General features: G+C 73.0%; 19 protein-coding genes. 10 read left to right on the top strand and 9 right to left on the bottom strand.

Annotated elements, in window-relative coordinates; all coding sequences use genetic code 11:
• Positions 1-477 precede the first annotated feature (477 nt).
• The gene (locus DRB96_RS18120; protein WP_112449407.1) at positions 478-1,566 is read right to left on the bottom strand and encodes a substrate-binding domain-containing protein; all 1,089 of its coding nucleotides are present in this window, start codon (positions 1,564-1,566) and stop codon (positions 478-480) included.
• A gap of 226 nt (positions 1,567-1,792) precedes the next feature.
• On the opposite strand from DRB96_RS18120, the gene DRB96_RS18115 reads away from it, so the two are divergent.
• A complete protein-coding gene (locus DRB96_RS18115; RefSeq protein WP_112449406.1) occupies positions 1,793-3,583 on the top strand; it encodes a beta-galactosidase family protein in 1,791 nt (596 codons plus the stop codon).
• A gap of 189 nt (positions 3,584-3,772) precedes the next feature.
• On the top strand, positions 3,773-4,720 hold the full coding sequence (locus DRB96_RS18110; protein WP_112449405.1) for an aldo/keto reductase: 948 nt from the start codon (positions 3,773-3,775) through the stop codon (positions 4,718-4,720).
• 88 nt (positions 4,721-4,808) lie between these two features.
• Here DRB96_RS18110 and DRB96_RS18105 read toward each other — a convergent pair whose 3' ends face one another.
• The 3 genes from DRB96_RS18105 to DRB96_RS18095 all read right to left on the bottom strand — a co-directional run bounded on the left by DRB96_RS18105 (position 4,809) and on the right by DRB96_RS18095 (position 9,585).
• A complete protein-coding gene (locus DRB96_RS18105) occupies positions 4,809-5,708 on the bottom strand; it encodes a carbonic anhydrase (protein ID WP_204357762.1) in 900 nt (299 codons plus the stop codon).
• A 164-nt stretch (positions 5,709-5,872) separates the two neighbouring features.
• Positions 5,873-6,802, bottom strand: coding sequence for an ABC transporter permease (locus DRB96_RS18100; protein WP_239516254.1), 930 nt, complete (start codon positions 6,800-6,802; stop codon positions 5,873-5,875).
• Complete coding sequence (locus tag DRB96_RS18095; protein WP_112449404.1) at positions 6,799-9,585, bottom strand: alpha/beta fold hydrolase; 2,787 nt, start codon at positions 9,583-9,585, stop codon at positions 6,799-6,801. Before DRB96_RS18095 ends, DRB96_RS18100 begins: the two co-directional genes overlap by 4 nt.
• A gap of 167 nt (positions 9,586-9,752) precedes the next feature.
• Between DRB96_RS18095 and DRB96_RS18090 the strand changes: the two genes are divergently transcribed.
• From DRB96_RS18090 to DRB96_RS18065, 6 genes are all read left to right on the top strand, one after another.
• On the top strand, positions 9,753-11,348 hold the full coding sequence (locus tag DRB96_RS18090; RefSeq protein WP_112449403.1) for an ATP-dependent DNA ligase: 1,596 nt from the start codon (positions 9,753-9,755) through the stop codon (positions 11,346-11,348).
• On the top strand, positions 11,345-12,445 hold the full coding sequence (locus DRB96_RS18085; protein WP_112449402.1) for a M20 family metallopeptidase: 1,101 nt from the start codon (positions 11,345-11,347) through the stop codon (positions 12,443-12,445). Before DRB96_RS18090 ends, DRB96_RS18085 begins: the two co-directional genes overlap by 4 nt.
• Before the next feature lie 103 nt (positions 12,446-12,548).
• Positions 12,549-13,220: an XRE family transcriptional regulator gene (locus DRB96_RS18080; RefSeq protein ID WP_239516253.1), complete on the top strand. Its 672-nt coding sequence runs from the start codon at positions 12,549-12,551 to the stop codon at positions 13,218-13,220.
• Between the two features lie 16 nt (positions 13,221-13,236).
• A complete protein-coding gene (locus DRB96_RS18075) occupies positions 13,237-13,416 on the top strand; it encodes a DUF6126 family protein (protein ID WP_112449401.1) in 180 nt (59 codons plus the stop codon).
• A 99-nt stretch (positions 13,417-13,515) separates the two neighbouring features.
• Complete coding sequence (locus tag DRB96_RS18070) at positions 13,516-14,598, top strand: dihydrodipicolinate reductase (RefSeq protein ID WP_112449400.1); 1,083 nt, start codon at positions 13,516-13,518, stop codon at positions 14,596-14,598.
• Positions 14,595-15,074: a carboxymuconolactone decarboxylase family protein gene (locus DRB96_RS18065; RefSeq protein ID WP_112449399.1), complete on the top strand. Its 480-nt coding sequence runs from the start codon at positions 14,595-14,597 to the stop codon at positions 15,072-15,074. The genes DRB96_RS18070 and DRB96_RS18065 overlap by 4 nt, the downstream gene beginning before the upstream one ends.
• Before the next feature lie 131 nt (positions 15,075-15,205).
• On the opposite strand, the gene DRB96_RS18060 is transcribed toward DRB96_RS18065, so the two are convergent.
• Both DRB96_RS18060 and DRB96_RS46290 read right to left on the bottom strand, forming a co-directional pair.
• On the bottom strand, positions 15,206-16,861 hold the full coding sequence (locus tag DRB96_RS18060; protein ID WP_112449398.1) for a GMC oxidoreductase: 1,656 nt from the start codon (positions 16,859-16,861) through the stop codon (positions 15,206-15,208).
• A 408-nt stretch (positions 16,862-17,269) separates the two neighbouring features.
• A complete protein-coding gene (locus tag DRB96_RS46290; protein WP_343234532.1) occupies positions 17,270-17,653 on the bottom strand; it encodes a DUF6629 family protein in 384 nt (127 codons plus the stop codon).
• 118 nt (positions 17,654-17,771) lie between these two features.
• On the opposite strand from DRB96_RS46290, the gene DRB96_RS18050 reads away from it, so the two are divergent.
• Positions 17,772-19,820: a glycosyl hydrolase family 28-related protein gene (locus tag DRB96_RS18050; RefSeq protein WP_112449397.1), complete on the top strand. Its 2,049-nt coding sequence runs from the start codon at positions 17,772-17,774 to the stop codon at positions 19,818-19,820.
• 21 nt (positions 19,821-19,841) lie between these two features.
• Here the strand turns inward: DRB96_RS18050 and DRB96_RS18045 are convergent, their stop codons facing one another.
• Positions 19,842-21,329 (bottom strand): MFS transporter, encoded by a 1,488-nt coding sequence (locus DRB96_RS18045; RefSeq protein WP_112449396.1) that lies wholly within the window; start codon positions 21,327-21,329, stop codon positions 19,842-19,844.
• 222 nt (positions 21,330-21,551) lie between these two features.
• On the opposite strand from DRB96_RS18045, the gene DRB96_RS18040 reads away from it, so the two are divergent.
• Complete coding sequence (locus DRB96_RS18040) at positions 21,552-25,088, top strand: S8 family serine peptidase (RefSeq protein WP_239517739.1); 3,537 nt, start codon at positions 21,552-21,554, stop codon at positions 25,086-25,088.
• A 70-nt stretch (positions 25,089-25,158) separates the two neighbouring features.
• Here the strand turns inward: DRB96_RS18040 and DRB96_RS18035 are convergent, their stop codons facing one another.
• Both DRB96_RS18035 and DRB96_RS43805 read right to left on the bottom strand, forming a co-directional pair.
• Complete coding sequence (locus DRB96_RS18035) at positions 25,159-25,890, bottom strand: ATP-grasp domain-containing protein (RefSeq protein WP_112449394.1); 732 nt, start codon at positions 25,888-25,890, stop codon at positions 25,159-25,161.
• Between the two features lie 146 nt (positions 25,891-26,036).
• Positions 26,037-26,408, bottom strand: a complete 372-nt coding sequence (locus DRB96_RS43805) for a hypothetical protein (protein ID WP_204357761.1) — start codon at positions 26,406-26,408, stop codon at positions 26,037-26,039.
• Positions 26,409-26,411: the final 3 nt, after the last annotated feature.

Below are 26,411 nucleotides of genomic sequence, written 5' to 3'. Positions count from 1 at the left end.
GCGCGCCGCGCCACGACATGCCCGCGCAGGGCTTCGCCCAGGCTCCGGCGGGTCAGCGCCCGCCCGCGCCCATGGACCCCGGCGGCCGCGGCCCCGGCGTCGGCACCGGCCCGGGCGCCGGCCCCGGCGCGGGCTACCCCGCGCCGCCGGCCGGATCCGGCGGCCCCCGTCCGGGCGCCCCCGTCGGCCCCGGCTACGGCCAGGGCCCCGGTCCCGGCTACGGCCAGGGCCCCGGTCCGGGCTACGGCCAGGGCCCCGGCCCCGTCGGCCCCGGTCAGGGCCACGGTCAGGGTCCCGGTCGGACGAGGAGGCGGGGTGGGTCACGGGACGGCTCCTGCGGTGAGATCCGAACGGACGCGGGCGTGAGGACGCGCGGCCGGTCGCGAGGGCCCCATCCTTTTGCGCGGAAGACCACGAGGTCAAGGGCGAATGCGCGATTCGATCGAAACAGTCGGCCGGGACCTGCCCACCGCCCCCCTACGGGCGAATCGTCAGCCGGGGAAGCAGTTCCAGGTGCTGACGCGCGCGCCCCTCGGCGGCCGCCGCACCGCCCTCCACCAGGTCCAGCAGCAGTCCGGCCGCCCGCGCCCCGACCTCGCGCTTGGCCGGGGCCACCGCCGACAGCGGGACGTCGGCCAGCCCGGCCACCTCGTCGTCGTAGGTGATCACCGCAAGGTCCTCCGGCACCCGCACGCCCCGGGCCTGGAGCCGGGGGATCAGCATGATCGCGTCCGTGTCGCTGTGGATCAGGGCGGCGCTCACCCCGCCCTCCGCCACCGCCGCGCACAGGTAGTCCAGCGTGCGCGCGAACGCCTCCGCCTCCGAAAGCGCCTCCGGACCGGGCCACGGCGGCGCCGGCTCCAGCCCGAGCACGGCCACGGCCGCCTCGAACCCGGCGCGCAGCCGCGCCGACGTCGGCGTCCGGCGGCTGGCCAGCGCGATCCGCCGGTGCCCCATCCCGGCCAGGTGCTGCACCGCCCGCGCCGCGCCGTGCGCGTGGTCGGACGCCACCCGGTCCAGCGAGGCGGCCGGATGTCCCGGCGGCGCCCACCGTTCCACGAGGACCGTCGGCACGGGGAGCTCCGCCGTCCACGCCCCCTCGCCGGGACCCGGCGACCCGGCGTCCCAGTTCGGGGTCAGCAGCAGTCCGTGCGCACCCGTGGACAGCAGCCGGTCCGCCTGGGTCCGGTCCTCGCCCGGCAGGTACCGGGTCAGCCCGACGGTGAGGCGCGCCCCCCGCGCTTCGACCGCCTCGCGCGCTCCCCGTACGACGTCGCCGTAGTAGTACTCGGTGGTCGGCACCACCATCCCGATCACCAGCCCGCTGCCGTCGCGGCCGCACCCGCCACCACCCGCGTGGTCCGGACCGGCCGGGCCCGCCTGCGGCCGGCTGACCACCCCGTGCATCCGCTGGATCTCGCCCCGCGCCGCCATCGCCTCGATGTCCCGCCGCAGGGTCACCGGGGAGACGCCGAGCTCCCGGGCCAGGTCCGCCACGCGCACACTGCCCCGGGCCTGGACGAGTGCGCGTACCCGGGCCCGGCGCTGGTCTACATGCGGTCTCAAGGTTCCCCCTGCGGTCTGCGGTCTGCGGTCTGAGTAGTGCGGTCTGCGCGGTGCGTGTGAGTGAGGTGCGTGTGCGTGAGGTGCTCGGATCCATCATAGTGAGCCGAAACGATCGATTCGATCGATTCCGATCAACCGGTCATTGACGGCACAGACCGCGCGTTCATATATTCGGCCACGTCCCGCACCTCACCGCAGCATCTCGACCTCTCCCGGGAGTCAGCGCATGCTCACGCACGACCAGGACGGCTTCCGGCGCGCAGACCGCCCCCACCGGATCGTTTCGGGGGCCCTGCACTACTTCCGGGTCCATCCCGACCTGTGGGAGGACCGCCTCACCCGGCTGCGGGCCATGGGCGCAAACACCGTGGACACCTACGTCCCCTGGAACTTCCACGAGACCGCCCCGGGCAAGGCCGATTTCACCGGCTGGCGCGACCTCGGCCGGTTCCTGCGCATCGCCCAGGACCTCGACCTCGACGTCATCGTCCGCCCCGGCCCCTACATCTGCGCCGAATGGGACTTCGGCGGCCTGCCCGCCCGCCTCCTCGCCGTCGACGGCCTGCGGCTGCGCTGCTCCGATCCCCGCTTCGAGGCGGAGGTGGACGGCTGGTTCGACCTGGTCGTCCCCGAACTGCTGCCCCACCTCGCGAGCCGCGGCGGCCCCGTCGTCGCCGTCCAGATCGAGAACGAGTACGGCTCGTACGGAAATGACACCGCCTACCGCGCCCACGTGGAGCGCGGCCTCCTCGAACGCGGCGTCGACTGCCTGCTGTTCACCGCGGACGGCCCCGAGGACGCCATGCTGCAGGGCGGTACGGTCCCGGGCCGTCTCGCCACCGCCACCTTCGGGGCCAAGCCCGACGAACGCCTCGCCGTCCTGCGCCGCTACCAGCGGACCGGCCCGCTCACCGCGATGGAGTTCTGGATCGGCTGGTTCGACCACTGGGGCGAGGAGCACCACATCCGCGTCGCCGAGGAGGCGGCGCAGTCGCTCGACGAACTCCTCGCCTCCGGCGCCTCCGTCAACTTGTACATGGCCCACGGCGGCACCAACTTCGGCTTCTGGGCCGGGGCCAACCACTCCGGCTCCCGCCCCGGCGACCCCGGCTACCAGCCCACCGTCACCAGCTACGACTACGACGCCCCCATCGGCGAGGCCGGCGAACTGACCCCGAAGTTCCACGCGTTCCGCGAGGTCATCGGCAAGTACGTGCCCCTGCCCGACGGGCCGCTGCCCGAGCCGCTGCCCCGGATGACCCCGGCGCTCGCCACCCCCGAGGGCGCCGCCCCGCTCCTCACCCACCTGGACCTCCTCGCGGGCGCCCCCCTCCTGCGCCCCGCTCCCGAGTCCATGGAGCGGCTCGGCCAGGACCACGGCCTGATCCACTACCGCACCACCATCACCGGCCCGCGCCCCGCCATGCCGATCAAGATCGACGGCCTCGGCGACCGTGCCTACGTCTTCGCCGACGGAGTGCCGCTCGGCATCCTGGACCGCAACGCCCCCGACGAGGGCCTCGACCTTCCCGTCGGAGAGACCGGAGTCGTCCTCGACGTCCTCGTCCGGGCCCAGGGCCGGGTCAACTACGGCCCGCTGCTCGACGACCACAAGGGCATCTCGCGCGCCGTGCGCCACGGCCACCAGCACCTGTTCGAGTGGGAGATACGCCCGCTGCCGCTCGCGGACCTCGCCGGGCTGGCGTGGTCCGAGGACGTCCCGGCGCCGGGCCGGCCCGCCTTCCACCGGTTCACCCACACCCTCACCGAGGCCCCGGCCGACGGCTTCGTCGACCTCTCCGGCTGGGGCACCGGCCTGATCTGGCTCAACGGTTTCCTCCTGGGCCACTACGACACCCCGCGCGGCCCGCAGCGCACGCTGTACGCGCCCGGTCCGCTGTGGCGGGACGGGGCCAACGAGATCGTCGTACTGGAACTGGAGCGCCCCGGCACCGAATTGGCCCTCCGGAACCAGCCCGACCTCGGCCGCCCCACGGTCGTCGACATCGACTACTGAGCGCCGGGCGCGCACGGGTCCGCACGGGTCCGCACGGCGCAGGTCCGCGCAGGTCCGCGCAGGTCCACACGAGTCCGCACGGAGTTGTCCACAGGCCCGTGTCCGGCCCGACCGGGCGGCCTAGACTGGCCGTCCAGTCGATCATCCCGGTCGGTCACCGTGCCGGACGAGTGCGGAGGAACGAAAGACATGCGCTATCTCCCCCTGGGCAGTTCAGGCCTCCAGGTGTCCGCGATCGGGCTCGGCTGCAACAACTTCGGCGGCCGGCTCGACGCCCGGGCCACCCGCGCCGTCGTCGACGCCGCGCTCGACGCGGGCATCACCCTGCTGGACACCGCCGACATCTACGGTGGCGGCGGCGGTTCCGAAACCCACCTCGGCGAGGTCCTCAAGGGCCGCCGGGACCAGGTCGTCCTCGCCACCAAGTTCGGCTACGACGGCGTGGACATGGGCTACGGACCCGCCGCCGGCTCGCGCGGCGGCCGTGCCTACATCCGCCGCGCCGTCGAGGAATCCCTGCGCCGCCTGCAGACCGACCGCATCGACCTCTACCAACTGCACAGCCCCGACGGGTCCGTGCCGATCGCCGAGACCCTCGCGGCGCTCACCGAGCTCGTCACCGAAGGCAAGGTCCGCTACGTGGGACACTCCAACCTCAGCGGCTGGCAGCTCGCCGAAGCCGCCCACGTGGCCCGCGAAACCGGCGCGGCACCCTTCGTATCGGCCCAGAACGAATGGTCGCTGCTCCAGCGGTCCGCCGAGCGCGAGCTCGTCCCGGCGGCCCTCCACTACGGGGTCGGGGTCCTCCCGTACTTTCCTTTGGCCAACGGTCTGTTGACCGGGAAGATCCGGCGCGGCGCCCCCGTGCCCGCCGGCTCCCGCCTCGAAGGCCGCGACGCCTACCTCACCGACGCCCGCCTCGACATCGTGGAGGCGCTCGCCGCGGTCGCCGACAAGCACGACCGCACCGTCCTGGAACTCGCCGTCGGCTGGCTCGGAGCCCAGCCCGGCTGCGCCTCCGTCATCGCGGGCGCCACTTCCGCCGAGCAGGTGCGCGCCAACGCGGCCGTCGCCGACCGGCCGCTGGACGCGGACCTGCTCGCCGAGGTCGACGCGGTCGCGGGGGCCGCCCTGTGACGGACCCCATGACGGACAACCTCATGGCAGCCGTGTCGCCCCGGTAGGCCTGGTAGGCCTCGCCTTCGGGACGGAGGTCGCTTCCGGCTCAGGAGACCGAGGCGGAGGCGCCGGCAGAAGCGGAATCGGACGGGCTCGCGGAGCCGCTCGGGGACGGGGACTGCGACGGGCTCGCGGAAGGGCTGGAGGACGGGCTCGCCGAGGCGCTCTGCGAAGCGCTGTCGGAGGGGCTCGCGGACGGGCTCGCGGAGGCGGACCCCGTCGGCGCGCCGGTCAGCACCTCCACCTGGCCGGTGTCCAGCGAGTAGTAGGCGCCGACCACGCCCAGGGAGCCCTTCCGCACCAGGGGCGCCAGGTCCGCGTTGGCCCGCAGCTCGTCCGCCGTCACCTTGACCTGGTTGCGGATCATCGTGTCCACCGGATCGGCGCCCGGGTCCTTGACCGTCAGGTCGTACGCCGGCACCAGCGCGTTCTGGATCGCCAGCAGGTTGCCGGGCAGCGAAGTACCGTCCTGCAGCGCCTTGTACGCGGAGGCGATGGCCCCGCAGCGCTGGTGTCCGAGGACCAGGATCAGCGGGGTGCCCGCCGTCATCGGACCGAACTCCACCGATCCGGTCACCACCGGGCCGACCGCCTGGCCGCCCGTGCGCAGCACGAACAGGTCGCCGAGCCCGGTGTCGAAGAGCAGCTCCGGCGGCACCCGGGAGTCGATGCACGCAAGGATCACGCCGAAGGGATCCTGCGCCTCGGCCACCAGCCGGCGCCGGTCGGGGTCCCGGTCGGGGTGCTTGAGGCTGCCGCTCACCCAGCGCTTGTTGCCCTCCATCAGTCGGCTGTACGCGGCCTCGGGGGTGCCGGGCCGGGGTTCCGGCGCGCCCGTGGTGGCCTTCGGGGCGCTCTTGGCCGAGCACCCCGAGAGCGCGGCCGCGGCGGCCGCCAGGCCGCCGGTCAGGACGAACCTGCGTGCCGGAAATCCTGCTCTGTCCATCGGTCGTACCCCTCAGTCCCGCTCGGACGCGCCGTACGTCCTGACCGGGGCGATTCTTGGGGTGCGCGGGCCGACCGGGCGGCAGGCGCACGCGCACGCACCCGGGTTGGCCACCGACGGCCGAACGGACCCCGCGCGTCAGACCCTGTGTCAGACCCCGTGCGTCACGACGTGATGTCCTTGCGCGCGAACCCGCGGAACGCGAGCGCGAACAGCACGATCGCGTACGACACCGACACCGCCGCACCCTTGACCATCCCGCCCCACTCCAGCTGCGGCTGCAAGGCATCGGCCCACGCGAACTGCCAGTGCGCCGGCAGGAACTCCCGATACGAGCCCAGCGCCGTCACCGCGTCCAGCACGTTGCCGACGATCGTCAGCCCGACCGCTCCGCCCACCGCACCCAGCGGCGCGTCCGTCCGGGTCGAGAGCCAGAACGCCAGACCGGCCGTCACCAGCTGCGAGACGAAGATGAAGGCCACCGCGATCGCGAGCCGCCCCACCGTGTCCCCGGCCGCCAGGGAGCCGCCCGCCGGCAGCTTCAGCGGCCCCCATCCGTACGCCGCCGTGCCCGCCGCCAGCGCCACCAACGGCAGCAGCACCATCGCCGCCAGGCTGAACCCGAGCGCCACGACCAGCTTGCTCCACAGCAGCCGCGCCCTCGGCACGGGCGAGGCCAGCAGGTAGCGCAGCGAGGACCAGTTGGCCTCCGAGGCCACCGTGTCACCGCAGAACAGCGCCACCGGCACCACCAGCAGGAACCCGGCCGACACGAACAGGCAGGTGGCGGCGAAGTTCGCGCCCGAGGCCGTCGCCGTGTCGATGAGGGTGATCCGGCCGTTTCCGCCGTCCCGGCTGCCCGGTCCGCCGCCCACCGCGAAGGCGATCATCAGGATGAACGGCAGCGCGGCGAGGATCCCGCCCATCACCAGCGTCCGCCGCCGGCGCCACTGGCGCAGCGCCTCCACGCGCAGCGGGAGCGTCCGGCTCGCCCGGTAACCCGGAGCCACCTCGCGGACGCCGCCGCCGCGGGCCCCACGGCTCCCACGGCTTCCGCCGCTCCCGCCGTTCTCCAGGTCCGTCACGGCACTCATGCCGCACCTCCGATCAGGGTGAGGAACGCGTCTTCCAGCCGCCGGTGCGGTCCCACTCCCGACACCGGCACCTCCAGGCGCACGAGTTCGGCGATGAGGATCGCCGCGCTCGCGCCGTCCAGCCGTACGAGCAGACCGTCCTCGACGCCCTCCACCGATTCCACTCCCTCCAGTGCGGTCACCTTCCCGACCGTGACCTCGTCCACCGGCCCGGCCAGCGTCACCAGCAGGGCGTCCCCGCCGCCGGTGATCTCGGCGACCGCGCCCGCCTGTACGAGGCGTCCCCGGTCCATGACGACCAGGTGCGTACAGGACTGCTCGACCTCCGACAGCAGGTGGCTGGAGACGATGACCGTCCGCCCGCCCGCCGCGTACCGGATCATCACGTCGCGCATCTCGCGGATCTGCGGCGGGTCCAGACCGTTCGTCGGTTCGTCGAGGATCAGCAGGTCCGGCATGCCGAGCATGGCCTGCGCGATCGCGAGCCGCTGGCGCATGCCCTGCGAGTACGTGCGCACCGCGCGCTCCAGCGCGTCGCCGAGCCCGGCGATCTCCAGGGCCTCGTCCATGTACGAGTCCTCGGCGGGCCGGCCCGTGGCCTGCCAGTACAGCTCCAGGTTGGCCCGCCCGGTCAGGTGCGGCAGGAAGCCGGCGCCCTCCACGAACGCCCCGACCCGCGACAGCACGGGCGCGCCCGCCCGCACCGCGTGCCCGAACACCCGGACCTCCCCGGCGTCGGGCGTGATCAGGCCCATCAGCATGCGCAGGGTGGTGGTCTTGCCGGCGCCGTTGGGCCCGAGCAGGCCCAGCACCTGGCCCTTCTCGACGCGGAAGGACAGGTCCCGTACGGCGTAGCGGTCCTGCGACTTGGCGTAGCGCTTGGTCAGCCCGGTGATTTCCAGCGGTACGTCGGCCAGCGCAGGTTCGGGCTGCGGTGCGCCCGCCCGGATCCCGCCTCGCCCCCGGCCGGTCCTCCGGATCCCCACCAGCCCCGCGGCCAGCAGTACCGCCCCGAGCGGCATTCCCCAGGTCCAGGCGGGCAGCCCGGAGGACGCCGTCCGCACGCCGTCCACGACGGGCACGGCCAGCGGGCCCTGCGCCGAGACGGTGTAGCTCGCCGGCGCGGCCGGGGACGCGTAGCCGAGATCGGTGGCGGCGACGACGAGCCGCAGCCGGTGCCCGGCTTCGACGGCGTGGTCGATCGCGGGCAGCCGCAGCTCGATGGTCTTGTCCTGCTGCGCGTCCGTCACCCGCACCGGTGCCACCAGCTGGCTCGGCAGCACCTGCCGGCGCCCGTCGGGCCCGACGTCGTAGACCTTGCCGAACAGCACGGCCGCACCGTCCGCAGCCGTCGACCTCACCTTCAGGGTGATGGTCGGGGTCCCGGTGATCCGCACCTCCTCGGTCAGCGGCTCCGAATCGAAATGGGCGTTCTGTCCGGGGAAGTCCAGCGAGAGCCCGGCTCCGAGCGCGGACAGCTGTCCGCCGATGCCCGGCAGCGCGGACAGGGCGGGCGGCGCCCCGCCGGCCGGATTGGCGAAGGTCTGCTCCCGGCCGGCCAGGGCGAACTCGCGCGGTCCGGACCGCAGCCCGGGATAGGTGGAGCCGTTCGCTCCGCGCAGTGTGACCTGGCCGTCGGTGGAGTCGATGCCACCGGCGCGCGAGACGCGGAAGGCGGGGCCGGTGTCCACGGCCGTGTCGTCCTTGAGGTGGCGGTCGAACCAGGACTTGACCCGGTCCTCGACGCGGTCGGCCTCGCGCATCCCGCCGTCGTGGCCGCCGGCGGCCCAGTCCACCGAGACGGGCGCACCGTTCGCGGCGATGGCCCTGGCCATGGCGTCGGCCTGGTCGAGGGGGAAGAGGGAGTCGTCCTGGCCCTGGGTGATCAGGGTCGGCACCTTGATCGCGGAGCCGACCGCCGACGGACTGCGCCGCTCCAGCAGCGCGCGGGCCTCCGCGTCGGGCGCGCCGGCCACCGCGACCCGCTCGTACATGGCGCACAGCTCGGGCTGGAACCGCCCGCAGCCGGGAGCGGCCTGCGCGGGGCCGGTCGCAGCCGGAGCGCCGGTCGCACCCTCAGCGCCGGTCGCACCAGGAGCGTCGGCGGTGCCCTGGGCACCCGGCTGGATGCCGCCGGCCGAACCGGTGGTGAAGAAGAGGCCGGCCCACAGCTTCTTGAACACGCCGCCCGGGAAGAGCGAGTCGGCGAGGTTCCAGTAGGTGATCGAGGGGGCGATCGCGTCCACGCGCGGGTCGTGGCCGGCCGCGAGCAGCGAGACGGCGCCGCCGTAGGACCCGCCCGCGACGCCGACGCGGGGATCGCCCGCCGCGTCGAGCCGCACCTCGGGCCGGGCCGCGAGCCAGTCGATGAGCCGGGAGACGTCCTTGACCTCGAAGTCGGGGTCGTTCAGCCCGATCTTGCCGCCGGAGCGGCCGAAGCCGCGCGCCGACCAGGTCAGCACGGCGTACCCGTCCCGGGCCAGCCGCTCGGCCTGCGGCCGCATGTCGTCCTTGCTGCCGCCGAAGCCGTGTGCGAGCAGCACGGCGGGACGTTTCTCCCCGCTGCCTCCGCCTCCGCCCCCGGAGGTGAAGTACGAGATGTCGATGCCCACGCCGGGCACGTCGGGGCCCGGCATTTCCAGAACACGGTCCTCGCGGCGCACGGACGGAGCGTCGCCGGCCGCGGCGGTGGCCGTCAGCGTGCCGGCCCCCGCGACGACGGCGAGCGCGGCGGCGCCCGCGAGCAGGCGGCTTCGGCGGCGCCGGGGCAGTCGGAGCTTCATACGGGAACCCTAAGCGCCAGGCCCGCGCCGCCCGCGCTCCCACAGACTGAACCGCACACCTTCTCAAGGACTACGCCGCCCGCCCGGCATACCGCGCCTGCGGTACGCGCGGCCCGCCCTCCACGCGCCGACCTGCGCCCGGCGCCGACCGGCGGGAGGATGGGCGCATGCTGCTGGCCGAGGTCGCGCGCGCGTCCCGGGAGGTCGCCGAGACCTCCGCCCGGTCCCGGAAGGCCGCCCTGCCCGCGGAGGTGTTCGCCGCCGCACCCGCCGAAGAGGCCGAGCTGGTGGTCTCCTACCTCGCGGGCCGGCTCCCGCAGGGCCGCCCCGGGATCGGCTGGCGCGCGCTCGCCCGGGAGGTGGAGCCGGCCGCGGAGCCCACCTTGACCGTGACCGCCGTCGACGACGCCGTGACCCGGCCCGCCGCCGTCGCCGGGGCGGGCGCGCAGGCCGAGCGCCGCCGGATCCTGGACGGCCTGCTCGGCGCCGCCACCGAGGCCGAGCAGCGGTTCCTGCGCAGCCTCGTCTCCGGCGAGGTCCGCCAGGGCGCGCTCGACGCCGTTGCCCTGGAGGGCGTGGCCGCCGCGGCCGGGGTGCCGGCCGCCGAACTGCGCCGGGCCGCGATGCTCGACGGATCCCTGCCGCGGGTGGCCGCGACCGCGCTCACCGCCGGGGCGGCAGCCCTGCGCGAAGTGACCCTGCGCGTGGGGCGGCCCGTCCAGCCGATGCTGGCGAGCACCGCCGGATCCGTCGCCGAGGCGCTGGCCGCGCTCGGGCCCTGCGCGGTGGAGGAGAAGCTCGACGGGATCCGCGTGCAGGTCCACCGCGAGGGGGACGACGTACGGGTGTACACGCGCTCCCTCGACGAGATCACCGACCGGCTGCCCGAGGTGACCGAGCTCGCCCGGTCGCTGCCGGGGGAGCGGTTCATCCTCGACGGGGAGGTCATCGGACGGTCCGCGGCGGACGGCAGGCCGGTGCCGTTCCAGGAGGTGGCGAGCCGGGTCGGCTCCCGGGTCGACGTCGAGGCGGCCCGCCGCACGCTCCCGGTGTCCCCCTTCTTCTTCGACGTCCTGGCGGTGGGCGAGGACGTACTCCTCGACGCGCCGGTCCGCGAGCGGTACGAGGCGCTGGCCGCCCTGGTGCCCGAGGAACGGCGGGTGCGCCGGCTCGTGGTGGAGGACCCGGAGGCGCAGTCGGCCGAGGCCCGGGAGTTCTGGGCGCAGACCCTGAGCCGGGGCCACGAAGGGGTCATGGTCAAGGCCCTCGACTCCGCCTACGCGGCCGGCCGGCGCGGCAAACACTGGCTCAAGGTGAAACCGGTGCACACCCTGGACCTGGTGGTGCTCGCCGTCGAGCGGGGCCACGGCCGGCGCACCGGGCTCCTGTCCAACCTGCACCTCGGCGCGCGGGCCGCCGACGGCACGTACGCCATGCTCGGCAAGACCTTCAAGGGACTCACCGACGAGATGCTGCGCTGGCAGACCGAACGGCTCGGCGAACTCGCGGTCGAGGACGACGGCTTCACGGTCCGGGTCCGCCCGGAGCTGGTCGTGGAGATCGCCTACGACGGCCTGCAGCGCTCCCCGCGCTACCCGGCCGGGGTCGCGCTGCGCTTCGCGCGGGTCCTGCGCCACCGCCCCGACAAGCGGGCGGAGGAGGCGGACACGGTGGAGACGGTGCTCGGCGACCGGGAGGCGGCGGCGGGCGGGGCCGTTCAGAAGATCATCGGTCCGGGTGCGGCGGATACCCTTGCGCAATGACGATGTGGAAGACCGTTCATGTGAGCGTCGACGCGATGATCGAGGACCTCAGGACGCTGGTCGAGGTCGAGTCCCCCTCGCGGGACCCCGACGCCCTGGCGGCGTCGGCCAAGGTCGTCGCCGCCGTCATCGAGAGCCGCCTCGGCGGGCAGGCCGTCCTCGTCGACAGTGAGGCGGGGCCGCACGTCCACTGGTCGGGCGGGGGCGATCCCAAGGTGCTGATCCTCGGCCACCACGACACGGTGTTCCCGATCGGATCGCTCGAACGCCGCCCGTTCACCGTCGAGGACGGGCACGCGACCGGTCCCGGGGTCTTCGACATGCTCGGCGGTCTCGTACAGGCCGTGCACGGCCTGGCGGCCCTGGAGAACCGGTCGGGCGTCGAGATCCTGGTGACCGCGGACGAGGAGGTCGGCTCCCGCTGCTCCAGGGCCCTCCTCGAAGAGCGGGCCCTGGCCTGCGGCGCCGTACTCGTGCTGGAGGGCGCCGCGGACGGCGGCGCCCTGAAGACCGGCCGCAAGGGCTGCGGCACCTTCCAGGTCTCCATCGCCGGCCGGGCCTCGCACGCGGGCCTCGAGCCGGAGGCCGGGGTCAACGCCCTGATCGAGGCGGCCCACCAGGTGCTGGACATCGCGGCCCTCGGTCGGCCGGACGCCGGCACGACGGTCACCCCGACCGTCGCGTCAGCGGGGACCCTGGACAACGTCGTTCCGGCGGAGGCGACCGTGATCGTCGACGTCCGCGTCGAATCGGACGCCGAGCGGGAGCGGATCGAGTCCGCGCTCGCCGCGCTGGCTCCCCACCTCGACGAGGCCCGGATCACGGTGCAGGGGGCCATCAGCCGGCCCCCGATGCCCGAATCGGGTTCGGCCGAGCTCTTCGCCGTGGCGCGGCGGCTGCTCCCCGGCATCGAGGGCAAGGCCGTCGGCGGCGGCAGCGACGGCAACTACACGGCCGCGCTGGGCGTGGCGACGCTCGACGGCCTCGGCGCGGTCGGCGGCGGCGCCCACGCGGACCACGAGTACGTGGTGGTCGAGGCGATGGCCGAACGCGCGGAACTCGTCGCCGGACTCGTCCACGCGATCCAGAACGGCTAGTTGAGGTCCCGCAGGACCTCAACGGCCTCGTCGAGCGGGACGCAATTTTGCCTCAGAGGCAACGGGAATTGCCACAGGGGTAAGGATCTGGCTCAATCGGGGCATGACAACCGGCCCTGCCCCCGGCCCCGACGACGCGGCCGGCCCCGACTCCGACTCCGACGACGACAGTGGCGCCGCCGGCGTCGAACTGCCCACCGTGGCCCCGCAGCTGCGCGAGCTGCGCCGCCGTGCCGGCCTCACCCTGGAGGCCGCCGCCGCGCGGGCCCGGCTCTCGCCCGCGCACCTGTCGCGGCTGGAGACCGGGCGGCGCCAGCCCTCGCTGCCGCTGCTGCTCGGGCTCGCCCGCACCTACGGTACGACGGTCTCGGAACTGCTCGGGGAGACCCCGGCGGTCGCCGACCCCATCGTACGGGCCGGCGGCCCGGGCGCCCGCGAGGCCGACGGGTGGACGTACTGGCAGGCCGGCGGCTCCGGCCGCGGGATGCAGGCGCTGCGGGTGCACGTCCCCCACGGCCGCAGCCAGGGGGAGCTGGTCCGCGTACATCCCGGGGAGGAGTGGCTGTACGTCCTCAAGGGGCGGCTGCGGCTGCACCTCGGGGACGTCGAGCACCTGTTGGAGGAGGGGGACAGTGCGCACTTCGACTCGCTCACCCCGCACCGGATCGGCGCGGCCTCGGCGGCCGGGGCCGACCTCCTGTTCGTCCACACCCTGCTGCAGAGCAGCCTCGCCGGGCTGTGCCTCGGCGGCGGGACCACCACGCACCACCGATAGCCGAGGAGCCGTACCCATGTCCCAGACAGAGCAGCAGCCCGAGGCGGGGGATCCCCGGCCGGCGGCCCTCATCCGGCGCATCGAGTCGAAATTCCCGCGCGGTCTCGTCATCCGGCTCATCGCCTACTTGTTCGTAGGCCACCTCTTCGCGTTCTTCGTCTACCTGCTCTTCGTCCTGGGCGCGCAAAACCAGTGACAGCGGGCCGGAATTTCCGCACGGTCCAGCATCGTGACCCGGCAAACCTCTCCGGCCACGGCTCTAGGAACCTGCAGGTCCTGAAGCTACCCTCCGCGCATGATTTCCACGGTTGTCTGGGGTACCGGCAACGTCGGCCGTTTGGCCATCCGTGCCGTAGAGGCCCATCCGGCGCTGAAACTGGCCGCCGTCATCGTTCACAATCCAGAAAAGGTCGGCCGTGACGCCGGTGAACTCGGCCGGCTCGACTACGAGGTCGGCGTCGCGGCCACCGATGACATAGAAGCGGTGCTCGCCGCCGGTCCGCAGGCGGTCGTCTACGCGGCCTCCGGCGACATCCGCCCCGACGACGCGCTCGCCGACATCACACGGGCGATCCGCAGCGGGGCCGTCGTCGTCAGTCCCGCCCTCTATCCGCTCTACGACCACCGCAGCGCACCACCGGAGTTCCTCGATCCGGTGACCGCCGCGATCGCGGAGGGCGGCGGTTCGCTCTTCGCTTCCGGCGTCGACCCGGGCTGGGGCAACGACGTGCTCCCGCTCCTGCTCAGCGGACTCGGCACCAGGATCGACGTCATCCGCTGCCAGGAGATATTCGACTACTCCACCTACGACCAGCCGGACTCGGTCCGCCTCCTCATCGGCATGGGCCAGCCCATGGACTTCGAGCCGATGATGCTCATGCCCTCCATCCCCACCATGGTCTGGGGCGGGCAGATACGGATGATGGCCCGGGCCCTCGGCGTCGAACTCGACGAGATCCGCGAGACCGTGGACCGCCGGGCCCTCGACACCACCGTCAGCACGCGGACGATGGGCGAGTTCGAGGCCGGCACCCAGGGGGCCGTCCGCTTCGAGGTGCAGGGCATCGTCGGGGGCGAACCCCGCATCGTCATCGAGCACGTCACCCGCATCCACGCGTCCTGCGCCCCCGACTGGCCGACCCCGCCCGACGGCGGCGACGGCGCCCACCGGGTGATCATCGAGGGCCGCCCGCACATCGAGGTCACCATCGAGGCCACCGACGAGGGCGAGAACCGCTCCGCCGGCGGCAACGCCACCGCCGTCGGACGCCTCGTCGGCGCCATCGACTGGCTGGTGGAGGCCGAACCGGGGCTCTACGACGCCCTGGACGTCCCGCTGCGCCCCGCCATCGGCAAGCTCGGAAGGAAACAGCCATGAGGATCGACGTACCCGAAGGACAGCACCCCATCGAGTACGTGTGGGGTGACCTGGTACCCGGCATCGGAATGGCCGCCGCCAACTTCTCGCTGTCGGTGTACGCCCACACCACCCTGGGGCTGCGGGAGTTCGAGGCCGCCCGGCTGCGCGTCGCGCAGATCAACGGGTGCGTCTTCTGCCTGGACTGGCGGACGGACCGGGACGGGGAGAAGGTCGAGGACGAGTTCCCCGAGGCCGTCACCGACTGGCGCACCACGGACCGCTTCGACGAGCGCACCCGGCTGGCGGCCGAGTACGCGGAGCGGTACTGCCTCGACCACCACGGGCTCGACGAGGAGTTCTGGGAGCGGATGACGGCGCGCTACAGCCAGGTGGAGATCGTGGAGCTGACGATGAGCATCGGGTCCTGGCTGGCCTTCGGCCGGCTCAACCACGTGCTCGGCCTCGACAGCGTGTGCGTCCTCCCCGGCCACTGAGACGCGGGGCGGGGTGCACACGGGTCCGGGGCCGTCGGTGAATCCGACGGCCCCGGCCCTTTGCGCTCGTACCGCTCGTACCGCTCGTGCCGCTCGTGCCGCTCGTACCGGTCCCACCGCTTGTGCCGGTGCTACAGGTCGGTGGCGATGATCTTCTCGATGTTGCGCTCCGCGAGCGCGGTGATGGTGACGAAGGGGTTGACGCTGGTGTTGCCCGGGATCAGCGCGCCATCGATGACGTACAGGCCGGTGTAGCCGTGCAGGCGACCGTAGTTGTCGGTGGCCTTGTTCAGGATGGCGCCGCCGAGCGGGTGGTAGGTGAGGTGGTCGCCCCAGATCTTGTTGGTGCCGAAGAGGTCGGTCCGGTAGATCGTCCCCTCCTTCTTGTTGATCTTGTCGAAGATGGTCTTGGCCATGTCGATCGAGGGCTGCTTCCAGGCCGTCTGCCAGTTCAGCTCGACGCCGCCCGAGGCCGCGTTGTACGTGAACTCCGCGCGGTGCGGGTTCTTCGTGATCGACAGGTAGAACGAGGCGTAGGTCTCGATGCCGGTCGGCAGCGGGGCCACCTCGGCGAAGGCGCCTCCCGCGTCCCAGTTGTCGATGCCGCCGCAGGGGATGGAGGCCTGCACCTTGCCGGTCGCGTCCCACATGTGGTTGGCACGCCCGCACATGACGTTGCCGTTGTCGCCCCAGCCCTTGCCGATCTCGTTGTTCAGGTTGGGCAGCGCGCCGGTGGCCTTGAGCCGGACGAGCAGCTTGCTGGTGCCGACGCTGCCGGCCGCGAAGAACACCTTGTCCGCGCGGACGGTCTTGGTGCCGGTGGTGTCGCCGGTGGTGTTGATCTGGTCGATGACGACCGTGTACCCGCCGCCGGAGGCCGGGGAGACCGAGGTCACCTTGTGCAGGGGGGAGATGGTGACGTTGCCGGTGGCCTTCGCCTGGGCGATGTAGGTCTGCTGGAGGGACTTCTTGCCGGCGTTGTTGCCGTAGAGGATCTCGCCGGCCACGGCGGACTTGGGGACGGTCCCGGCCGCCTCCTGCTTCATGTAGTCCCAGTCGTAGACGTCCGGGACGAAGACGAAGGGGAATCCGGCGCGTTGGGCGTGCTTGCGGCCGACTCGGGCGAACTGGTAGCAGTCCACGGTGTCGAACCAGGCCGGGTCGATCAGGCCGACGCCGAGGCCCGCGTTGGCCCGCGGGTAGTAGGTGCTGTACATCTCCTCGGCGTCCACGGACGGGAGGACGGCGGCGAAGTTCGAGCGCTTCGGGGTCACGGCCATGCCGCCGTTGACCAGGGAGCCGCCGCCGACGCCGCGGCCCTGGTAGACGATGATCCCGCCCATCTCCTCGGCGTCCAGGATGCCGGTGTAGCGCGGGACGTTCTTGTCGATGGGGAAGCCCAGGAAGTTGCTCAGGGGCGCCTTGGTCCTGGTGCGCAGCCAGTAGGCCCGGTAGTCCGGGGTGGTCGTGTTGCAGAAGATCTTGCCGTCCGAGCCGGGGGTGTCCCAGGCCATGCCCATCTCGATCATGTGGACGTCCACGCCGGCCTCGGCGAGCCGCAGCGCGGCGACGGATCCGCCGTAGCCGGTGCCGATCACCAGGGCGGGTACGTGGGCTCCGTTGTCGATGGGCCCGGCGGCGGCCGCGCCGGACGTGGCGGCTTGTGCCTGAGAGGGAGCGATCTGGGCCGAGAGCGCCATGGCCCCCAGAATGGAACCAGTTCTACCCAGAAATCCACGACGTGATACGCCGTTGGAGACGGTTTTGTGCAGGCCTTTGTCGCTCATGTGAGCTTCCTCACTCTAGGCGGAATGAGAACGAGTTCTACTGCCGAGTGCTTGTGAAGTCACTAGATGCGTCGAGGTATCTTTCGCCGGTCGCGGCCGCCGCGGACATCAACTGACCTCCCCCGGAAGGGCGTTGAAGGTCCCATTGGATGCTGGGAATGACGACCCGCTGTGGATGGCCGGTGGTCGCGCAGTGACGGTTGCGCCGAAGGTTCGAGGGGTGGCCGGCGGGGGTGTCCGCCCGAATCCGCCACGTCAGAAGTCGAACGCGTTACGGCGGCCCGCCCGGCCCGGGGGAGCCCGGCAGTCCGGCGGACCCCGCCACTCCGTCGTGGCTGCATCCCGTGGGGCACCCGGCCGAAAAGCGACAAACCGCAGGGTGGGACCATGATCCGGTCCGGAATCTTTTTACCTTCGCCGGGCGCTTCTGTTCGTCGCCTGTTTCGGTGTTACAGGCCCGGAGCGCGCCCTGCGGCGGCCTCTCGTACACAAGGGGAATCCACTCGGCGGCCGGTCCAGACCAGGATCGGCGTCGATGCGGCCGCCGCGAAGGCGCACCAGGGGGGCGAATTCGAGCCTCCACAGCGCCGCGCGGACGAGGGCTCCCGCGGCCATGAGCAGGCCGATGAGGCGCAGGAGGCGGTCTCCGGAGATCAGCAGGGCGCCGAGCGGCAGGTCCCGGGCCCGCCGGGTGCGGGCCAGGCCAGGCAGGCGATCCCGGTGGCGGTGATGGCCGCCCCGGCCGTCAGATGGGCCGTCGCCCTCCAGTGCATGGCGACTTGCCGATCCCACGGTAGGCCGCTTCGTCGCCGTCTGCCACGACACATAATCATGGAAGAATTCGACAAGCGAGAGAAGATTTCTGCACGACTCTTGCTGGGTTCGCGCGCAGAGTCCTACTGTCCCGGCTATGTCCCCCAGAAGAGCGGTTCCCGGAAGAGCCGTCCCCAGAAGAGCCGCCGCCAGAAGAGCCGCCGCCGCGCTGGCGGCGGTCACCGCGTCCACGCTCGCCCTCGGCGCCCTCGGCGCCCTGGCCGCCGGCGCGGCCGAAGCCCGGCCCGCGGCCCCGGACCCGGCCAAGGCCGCGTCCACAGCCGTCACCCGGGCCGCCCTCGATCCCGCACTGGTCGAGGGCCGCGGCGCCCGCGTGGACTTCGTCGAACAGGAGGCGGAGAACGCGGCCACCTCCGGCACGGTCATCGGCCCTGACCGCACCGCGTACTCCCTGCCCGCCGAGGCCTCCGGCCGCAAGGCCGTGAAGCTCCTGCCGGGCCAGTACGTGGAGTTCACCCTCCCCGCGGACGCCGACGCGCTCACCGTCCGCTACAGCCTCCCGGACGCCCCGGCCGGCGGCGGCATCACCGCTCCGCTCGACGTCACCGTGAACGGCAAGAACCGCCGTTCCATGACGCTGACCTCCCAGTACTCCTGGCTGTACAACCAGTACCCCTTCAGCAACGACCCGCGGGCCGAACTGCTGCACCCCGACTGGTGGATCACCGAGTGCGGCTGCGTCCCGGCCGCCACCACCCCGGCGCCGGTCATCTCCAAGCCGTTCCGGCCCACCCACATGTACGACGAGCAGCGCCTGCTGCTGGGCCGCACCCACCGGGCCGGCGACAAGGTCCGGCTCACCGTCCCGGCCGGGAGCCCCGCGGCCTGGACCGTGATCGACCTGCTCGACTCCCAGCGCGTCGGCGCCCCGCACATCGAGGCGGCCGCCGCCAACGCCCTCCTCTTCGGCGCCGACCCGACCGGCCGGCGCGACTCGGCCGACGCCATCGACCGTGCCATCGCCTTCGCCAAGCGCCACCGGCTCCCGGTCTACCTCCCGCCGGGCACCTATCGGGTCAATCGCCACATCATCGTGGACGACGTCACGATCACCGGCGCGGGCAGCTGGTACACCACCGTCAAGGGCAAGGGCGTCGGCTTCTACGGCAAGGAGGCGGCGGACGGCGGCAGCCGGAACGTCCACCTGTCCCGCTTCGCCATCGAGGGCGACGTCCGCGAGCGCGTGGACACCGACCAGGTCAACGGCGTCGGCGGAGCCATGAGCGACTCCACCGTCGACTCCCTGTACGTCCACCACACCAAGGTGGGCCTCTGGTTCGACGGCCCGATGAGCAACGTGAAGGTCACCCGCAACGTCATCACCGACCAGATCGCCGACGGCCTCAACTTCCACACCGGGGTCACCGACTCCCTCGCCCAGGACAACTTCGTCCGCAACACCGGCGACGACGGCCTCGCCATGTGGTCGGAGAAGACCGCGAACGCCCGCAACACCTTCGACCACAACACCGTGCAGAGCCCCACCCTGGCCAACGGCATCGCGATCTACGGAGGCACCGACACCACCGTCAGCGCCAACCTCGTCGCCGACCCGGTCCGCGAGGGCAGCGCCCTGCACGTCGGCTCCCGCTTCGGCGCGGAACCCTTCACCGGGAGCCTGCGGATCGACGGCAACACCACCGCGCGCGCGGGCACGTACGAGCTGAACTGGAACATCGGGCTCGGCGCGATCTGGTTCTACGCCCTGGACCGCAGCATCGACCGGGCCGACGTCCAGGTCACCTCCAACACCTTCCTCGACAGCACCTACAACGCCGTCATGCTGGTCAGCGACTGGCCGGTGAAGGACAAGGTGCGCATCGAGAACGTCCACTTCAAGGACGTCCGGGTGGACGGCACCGGCACCTCGGTGGTCAGCGCGCGGGCGGCCGGCTCGGCGAGCTTCGAGAACGTCGACGCCCGGGGCGTCGGGGCCGTCGGCGTCAACAACTGCGGCTCCTTCAACTTCCCCGCCACCGGATCGGAGTTCACCCTCGTCGACCGGGGCGGCAACGACGGCGGCGGCACGGCGGGCCCCTGGCTCGCCGGCTGGGAACTGCCCAACACCATCACCTGTGACGACCGCCCGCCGGTCGTCGCCCCGCCGGCGCCGAGCCCCTGGTAGGGGGCCCGCCCGCCGGCAGGGTCACCGCTCCGCCGCTCCCGGGGGTTCGAGCGGCGGGGCGGTGACCGCGCAGTTCGTACGGCACTGCGGGTGGCAGGCCCCGGGCGCGGGGGAGCGTACGGTCGCCCACGCCACGGCGGAGCCGGCCACCAGCACCCCCGCGCACCAGGGCATCGCCCGCCCGAAGGCCGCGTCGAAGGCGCCGGCCGAGAGGTAGGAGTCCGGCCCCATCCCGGCCAGCAGCGGCAGCGCCGCCACCGCGAGGAGCCCGGCGGCCCGCGCGGCGGCGTTGTTGATGCCGCTGGCCAGGCCCGCCCGGCCGGGGTCCACCGAGGCCAGGACGGTCGCCGTCAGCGGGGCCACCAGGGTCACCATGCCCATGCCCATGACGAGCAGCGCCGGCAGCACGTCCCCTACGTACGAGGCCTCCTGGCCCACCCGCAGCATCAGCAGCATCCCCGCCGCGCACAGCAGGGGCCCCGCGGTCAGCGGGATCCGCGGGCCGATCCGCTCGCCGAGCTCGGCCGAGCGGGCCGAGAGCAGCAGCATCAGGGCGGTGGTGGGCAGCAGGGCGGCCCCGGCGGCCAGGGCGGAGTAGCCGCAGACCACCTGGAGCTGGAGCACCACGAGGAAGAAGAAGCCGCCGAAGGCCGCGTACACGCACAGGGTGACCAGGTTGACGGCCGTGAACTGGCGCGAGGCGAAGATGTCCGGCGGCACCATCGGATCGGCCCGCCGCCGCTCGACCATCACGAAGGCGGCCGCCAGCAGGACGCCGGCGACGGCCGCGCCCGGTACCAGGGCGGAGCCGGACCCGGCCTCGATCAGCGCGTAGGTCACCAGCGCGAGCGAGGCCGCGCCGAGGAGGGCGCCGGCCACGTCGAACCGCCCGTGCGCCTGCGGATCCCGCGACTCCGGTACGTGCCGCAGGGCCACCGGGACGCACAGCGCGGCGACCGGCACGTTCAGCAGGAAGACCCAGCGCCAGCCCGGCCCGTCCACCAGCCACCCGCCCAGGAACGGCCCGACGGCCGCGCCCACCCCGCCGAACCCCGACCACAGCCCCACCGCGCGGGCCCGGTCGTCGGGATGGACGGACGCCTGGATCAGTGCGAGCGAGCCGGGGGTCAGCAGGGCGCCGCCGACGCCCTGCAGGGCGCGGGCCGAGATGAGGACCCCGGCGTTCGGCGCGATTCCGCAGAGCAGCGAGCCCACCGCGAACCAGACCACCCCGAGCACGAAGATCCGGCGCCGCCCGAACCGGTCGCCGAGGGCCCCGCCGACCAGGATCAGCCCGGCGAGCGTCAGCAGGTAGGCGTTGACCGTCCACTGGAGCACGGCCAGATCCGCGCCGAGATCCCGCCCGATGCGCGGGAGGGCGACGTTGACCACGGTCGAGTCGAGCAGCGCCATGGCGGACCCGAGCACGGTGGTCAGCACGATCCACCGGCCCTGCGCGGTCCCGAGCCGTACCCCGGGGGACGGCGGCGGGGAGACGGGATCGGTCATCCCCCCAGGCTGGCCCGCATGGCCGGGAACAGCCACCCGGCGGCGGCGGTACGGCTCATTAGGCCCTCTTGTACGGAGCATGACACCTCCCGCACCATGGCCCGCGCACGTCACGCACACCCTTTCCGCACGACCTGCACACGGCGTACGAGGAGACCACACGTGGCACAACGCGACAGCCGACGAACCGCACCATCACGCTCACGCACGCGATTACGACCCGTGCGGGCCGCACTGACCGCGCTCGCCGCGGCCCTGCTCCTGCCCGTCGGCGCGGGGGTCGCCGCCGCCGCTCCGGACCCCGGCCCCACCCCGGGCGCGGCCGAGCGCAAGATCGAGCCGAGCCTGCGCGCCCAGCTCGACGGCTCCGCGAAGGCGGTGTTCTGGGTCTACCTCGACAGTGCGGCCGACCTCACCGCCGCGGGTGGGCAGCAGACCCGCGCCGCCAAGGCGGAAACGGTTCTGCGGCTGAAGAAGGACCATGCCTCGCGCAGCCAGAGCGAGGTGGTCAAAGCCCTCGACGGCGCGAAGGCCGAGTACACCTCGTACTGGATCGTGAACGCGGTCCGCGTCGTCGGCACCGAGAAGCTCGCCGGGGCCCTGGCCCAGCGCCCCGAGGTCTCCCGGATCGACGCCGACGACAAGATCGACCTGCCGAAGCCCGCGGACGGCGAGCGGGAGAAGGCCGTGGCCGACGCCGTCGAGTGGAACATCGACCGGATCAAGGCGCCGCAGGTCTGGGACCAGCTGGGCGTGCGCGGCGAGGGCATCGTCGTCGCCAACATCGACAGCGGCGTCGACCACACCCACCCGGCCGTGGCCAACCAGTACCGCGGCAAGAACGCGGACGGGACCTACGACCACAACCACAACTGGTTCGACCCGGCCGGCGTCTGCCCCACCGCGGCCCCCTGCGACAACAACGACCACGGCACCCACACCATGGGCACCATGGTCGGCGACGACGGCGGCGCCAACAAGATCGGTGTCGCCCCGGGAGCGAAGTGGATCGCCGCCAAGGGCTGTGAGACCACCTCCTGCTCCGAGGCCTCGCTGCTGGCCGCCGGCCAGTGGATCGTCGCCCCGACCGACGTGAACGGCCAGAACCCGCGCCCCGACCTGGCCCCGCACATCGTCAACAACTCCTGGGGCGGCTCGGGCGGCGACACCTGGTACCAGCAGATCGTCGACACCTGGCGCGCGGCCGGCATCTTCCCGGCCTTCTCCAACGGCAACGCCGGCCCCGGCTGCACCACCAGCGGCTCACCCGGTGACTACGCGAGCTCCTACAGCTCCGGCGCCTTCGACGTCAACGGCGCGATCGCGTCGTTCTCCTCGCGCGGCGCGGGCCCCGGCGGGATCGTCAAGCCGAACATCGCGGCTCCCGGCGTGAACGTGCGCTCCTCCGTCCCCGGCGGCGCGTACGCGTCGTTCTCCGGCACCTCCATGGCCTCGCCGCACACGGCCGCGACCGTGGCCCTGCTCTGGTCCGCCGCGCCCGCCCTCGAAGGCGACATCGCGCAGACCACGGCCCTGCTGGACGGCACCGCGCTGGACACCGACAGCAGCCAGTGCGGCGGCACCGCCGCCGACAACAACGTCTTCGGCGAAGGCAAGCTCGACGCCCTGGCCGCCGTCACCGCCGCCCCGCGCGGCGCGGTGGGCGCCATCGACGGCACCGTGCGCGCCGGCGGGCAGCCCGTCGCCGGTGCGAAGATCGTCGCCGACGGCCCGATCGACCGCACGACGACCACCGCGGCCGACGGCACGTACCGCTTCACCGCCCTGTCCGTGGGCGACTACGCGCTGACCGCCTCGAAGTTCGGCTACGGGCAGCAGGGCGCGACCGTGTCGGTGACCGAGAACGCCACCGCCACCGGCGACATCACCCTCACCGCGGCCGCCTCCGGCAAGGTCACCGGCACCGTCTCCTCGGCCTCCGGCCCGCTGGCCGGCGCCGCCGTCGCGATCGCCGAGACCCCGGTGACCGCGACCACCGACGCGCAGGGCCGCTTCGAGGTCACCCTGCCGCACGGCACGTACGACGTGAGCGCCACCCACGCCTCGCGCTGCCTCACCGGCGGCACGGCCAAACTCACCGTCGCCGGGGACACCACCGTCGCGGTGAACCTCCCCGAACGCACCGACGGCTACGGCTACGCCTGCGCGGCCTCCGGCGGCAGCCCGTACCAGGCCGGGGACCGGCAGCTCGCGCTGACCGGCGACAACACCACCGAGCGCGTCGACCTGCCCTTCCCGCTGCCGCTGTACGGCAAGACGTACGGGCAGGCCTGGATCGGCACGAACGGCACCGTCAGCTTCGGCGGCAACAACACCGGCGACATCAACGGGGACATCCCGAGCGCGGCCACGCCCAACGCGGCGCTGTACCCGTTCTGGGACGACCTCGTCGTCGGCGCGGCCGGCAGCGGGTCCGGCGTCTTCACCTCCGTCACCGGCACGGCGCCGCACCGGACCTACGTCATCGAGTGGCGCGAGGTCTCGCACTGGTCGGCGCAGTCCGACAAGTTCTCCTTCTCCGCGGCCATCGGCGAGGACGGCACCGTGCGGTACTCCTACAAGGGGACCGGCGGCACCGGCATCAAGGGCGGCTCCACCGCCACCGTCGGCGTGGAGAACGCGACGGGCACCGACGCCTTCAAGTACTCCTTCAACACGCCCGTGATCACGGACGGGCTGTCCATCGCCTTCCGCACCACCAAGAGCGGTGTGGTGGCGGGCCGGGTGCTCGACGCGAACGACGGCAACGGCATCGCCGGGGCCACCGTGACCGTCGGCACGGGAGCCGCGGCCGTCTCGGCCGTCACGGCCGCCGACGGCGGGTACGTGGTCCAGAGCCCGTCGGGCGCACGCGAACTCGCGCTGACCGCGGCGCAGTACGAGCCGGTGGCGGCCACCGTGGACGTCAAGGCGGCCGACGTCACGTCGGTGACCCGGTCCCTGCGCACCGGCAAGGTGACGCCGGCGAAACCGGCGGTCGAGCTCGTCCTGCCCCCGGGCCAGAAGCGGACGAGGACCCTCGACCTCACCAACCCGGGTCTCGGCACCGCCTTCACGGCGGCCGAGGACGCGGCCTGGCTGACGGTCACTCCGGGCTCGGGGGACCTCCCGACGGGCGGGAAGGCCCCGCTCACGCTGTCCGTGGACACCACGGGCCTGGCCCCGGGCACCGTGCTCACGGCCGATCTGAAGATCACCTCGGCCAGTGGCCGCACTCCCGTGCTCACCGTTCCCGTCAAGCTCGTCGTCCCGCGCTACCAGGTCGCCCTGGACGCGGGCTCCACGAGCGCGAGCACGGACTCGCTGGGCGACGGATGGTCCCCCGACCGCAAGTACACGGCGGGCTCGTACGGCTACCAGGGCAACGGCTCGACCCAGTCCACCAGCCGCACGATCGCGGGCACGAGCGACCAGAAGCTGTTCCGCAACGCCCGCGAGGGCATGTACGAATACCGCTTCGACAACGTCCCGAACGGCACCTACACCGTGGAACTGGGCTTCGCGGAGCTCTCCTCCACCAAGCCCAACAAGCGCGTCTTCGACGTGCTGGCGGAGGGCACCCAGGTCCTGCCCTCCCTGGACGTCTCCCTGGAGGCGGGCACCTACACGGCCCTGACCCGCACCTACACGGTCACGGTCACCGACGGAGTCCTCAACGTCCGCTTCGTCACCCACAGCGGCTTCGGCAAACCCCTGCTGAACTCCCTGCGCGTCACGGACCGCCCCGACAAGGGCTGACCTGCTCCTGGTCCAACGGGCGGGGCGCCTTCGGGCGCCCCGCCCTTCCGGTTCACGGGCCGCGCGCGGATCACCGGAGGAACTCCCGGTCGCGGGCGGCGAAGGAGGGCAGCGGGGCCGCCGCGCGCAGCACCACGTCCAGGGCCCGCTGCGGATCGCAGGCGTAGGTGCCGCTGGCCCACGCGGCATTGGCCTCGATCACCGACCAGCGGCCGCCGGCCAGGCCCACGTCGACCACGATCGCCGACGGGAGGCCGGCGAAGGGCAGGCCGGCGGCGAAGGCGAGCGCGTCGGCAGAGGCGGGACCCAGGCTCAGGCGGCCGTCCTCGGCGTAGCGGCTCGCGGTGTGGACGGCCCCGTCCAGCAGGAACATCCGGTGCTCCGAGGCGAACCGCACCACGTCGCTGACCAGCACCGGCGTCTGCCCGTCCACCGCGTCCGGCCCCGGCAGGCGCGAGCCGTCGGCGTAGACGAGGGCCGGGATGTCCTTGTCGTTCGGGGACTTCACGAAGACGGGCCGGCGCAGCCCGTACGCCTCGCGGATCGGCATCAGCAGGACCTCCCGCCCGGTGAACTCCAGGGGCAGCCGCGCCAGCCAGTCGGACGGCGCCTCCAGCACCCCGATCCCGATCCCGGGGGCCACGGCGTCGGCGAAGCGCGGACCGGCGTGCAGATGCCCGGCCCGCAGCCCCTCGGGCACGGCGAACCCGTCCAGTCGTACGGTGTCCAGCCCGCGCGCGCGGGCGGCGTCCCGGATCCGGGCGGCGGAAGCGGTCAGGCGGGGCGGGAGCAGCAGGGTCATGCGGTGATCCTGCCGAACGCCCCGGCCGGGCGTCACCCGGATTTGGCGGTCCGGGTCGGCCGGTGCAGGTCCGTGCAGGTCCGTGCAGGTCCGTACAGGTTCGGCCCCTCGGGTCGGGCGCTGCCGGGCCCCGCTCCGCGGGGGCTTCAGCTCCGGCGGTAATGGTCCGCGGAGATGGTGACGGCGCCGTCGGGGGAGGCCTCGACCAGCCGCACGATCGCGATCTCGCTCCGGTCCGGACTGTGCACGCAGAACGGCCTCGCCTTCGCGAGCGCGCCGAAGGGCAGGGCGGCGGCCGGCCGCGTCTCGATCCCGCGGACGCAGGCGTCCACCGACAACTCCCCGGCATCGGCCACGAAGGCGTCCGACTCCTCGGACGGCAGGAAGGCCTGGCCGTCGCGCGCCAAATACCAGGCGGCCGTCTCCGCGGAGACCACCTTGCCGGTCTTCAGGTCGAACTTGTATCCGGTGTCGGGGGAGGTGGGCTCGGCCTTCCGGGATCTGGTACTGACCTGCACGCA

This window comes from Streptomyces sp. ICC1, from assembly GCF_003287935.1.
Classification (GTDB): domain Bacteria; phylum Actinomycetota; class Actinomycetes; order Streptomycetales; family Streptomycetaceae; genus Streptomyces; species Streptomyces tritrimontium.
This window is presented reverse-complemented; position numbering and strand designations above follow the sequence as displayed.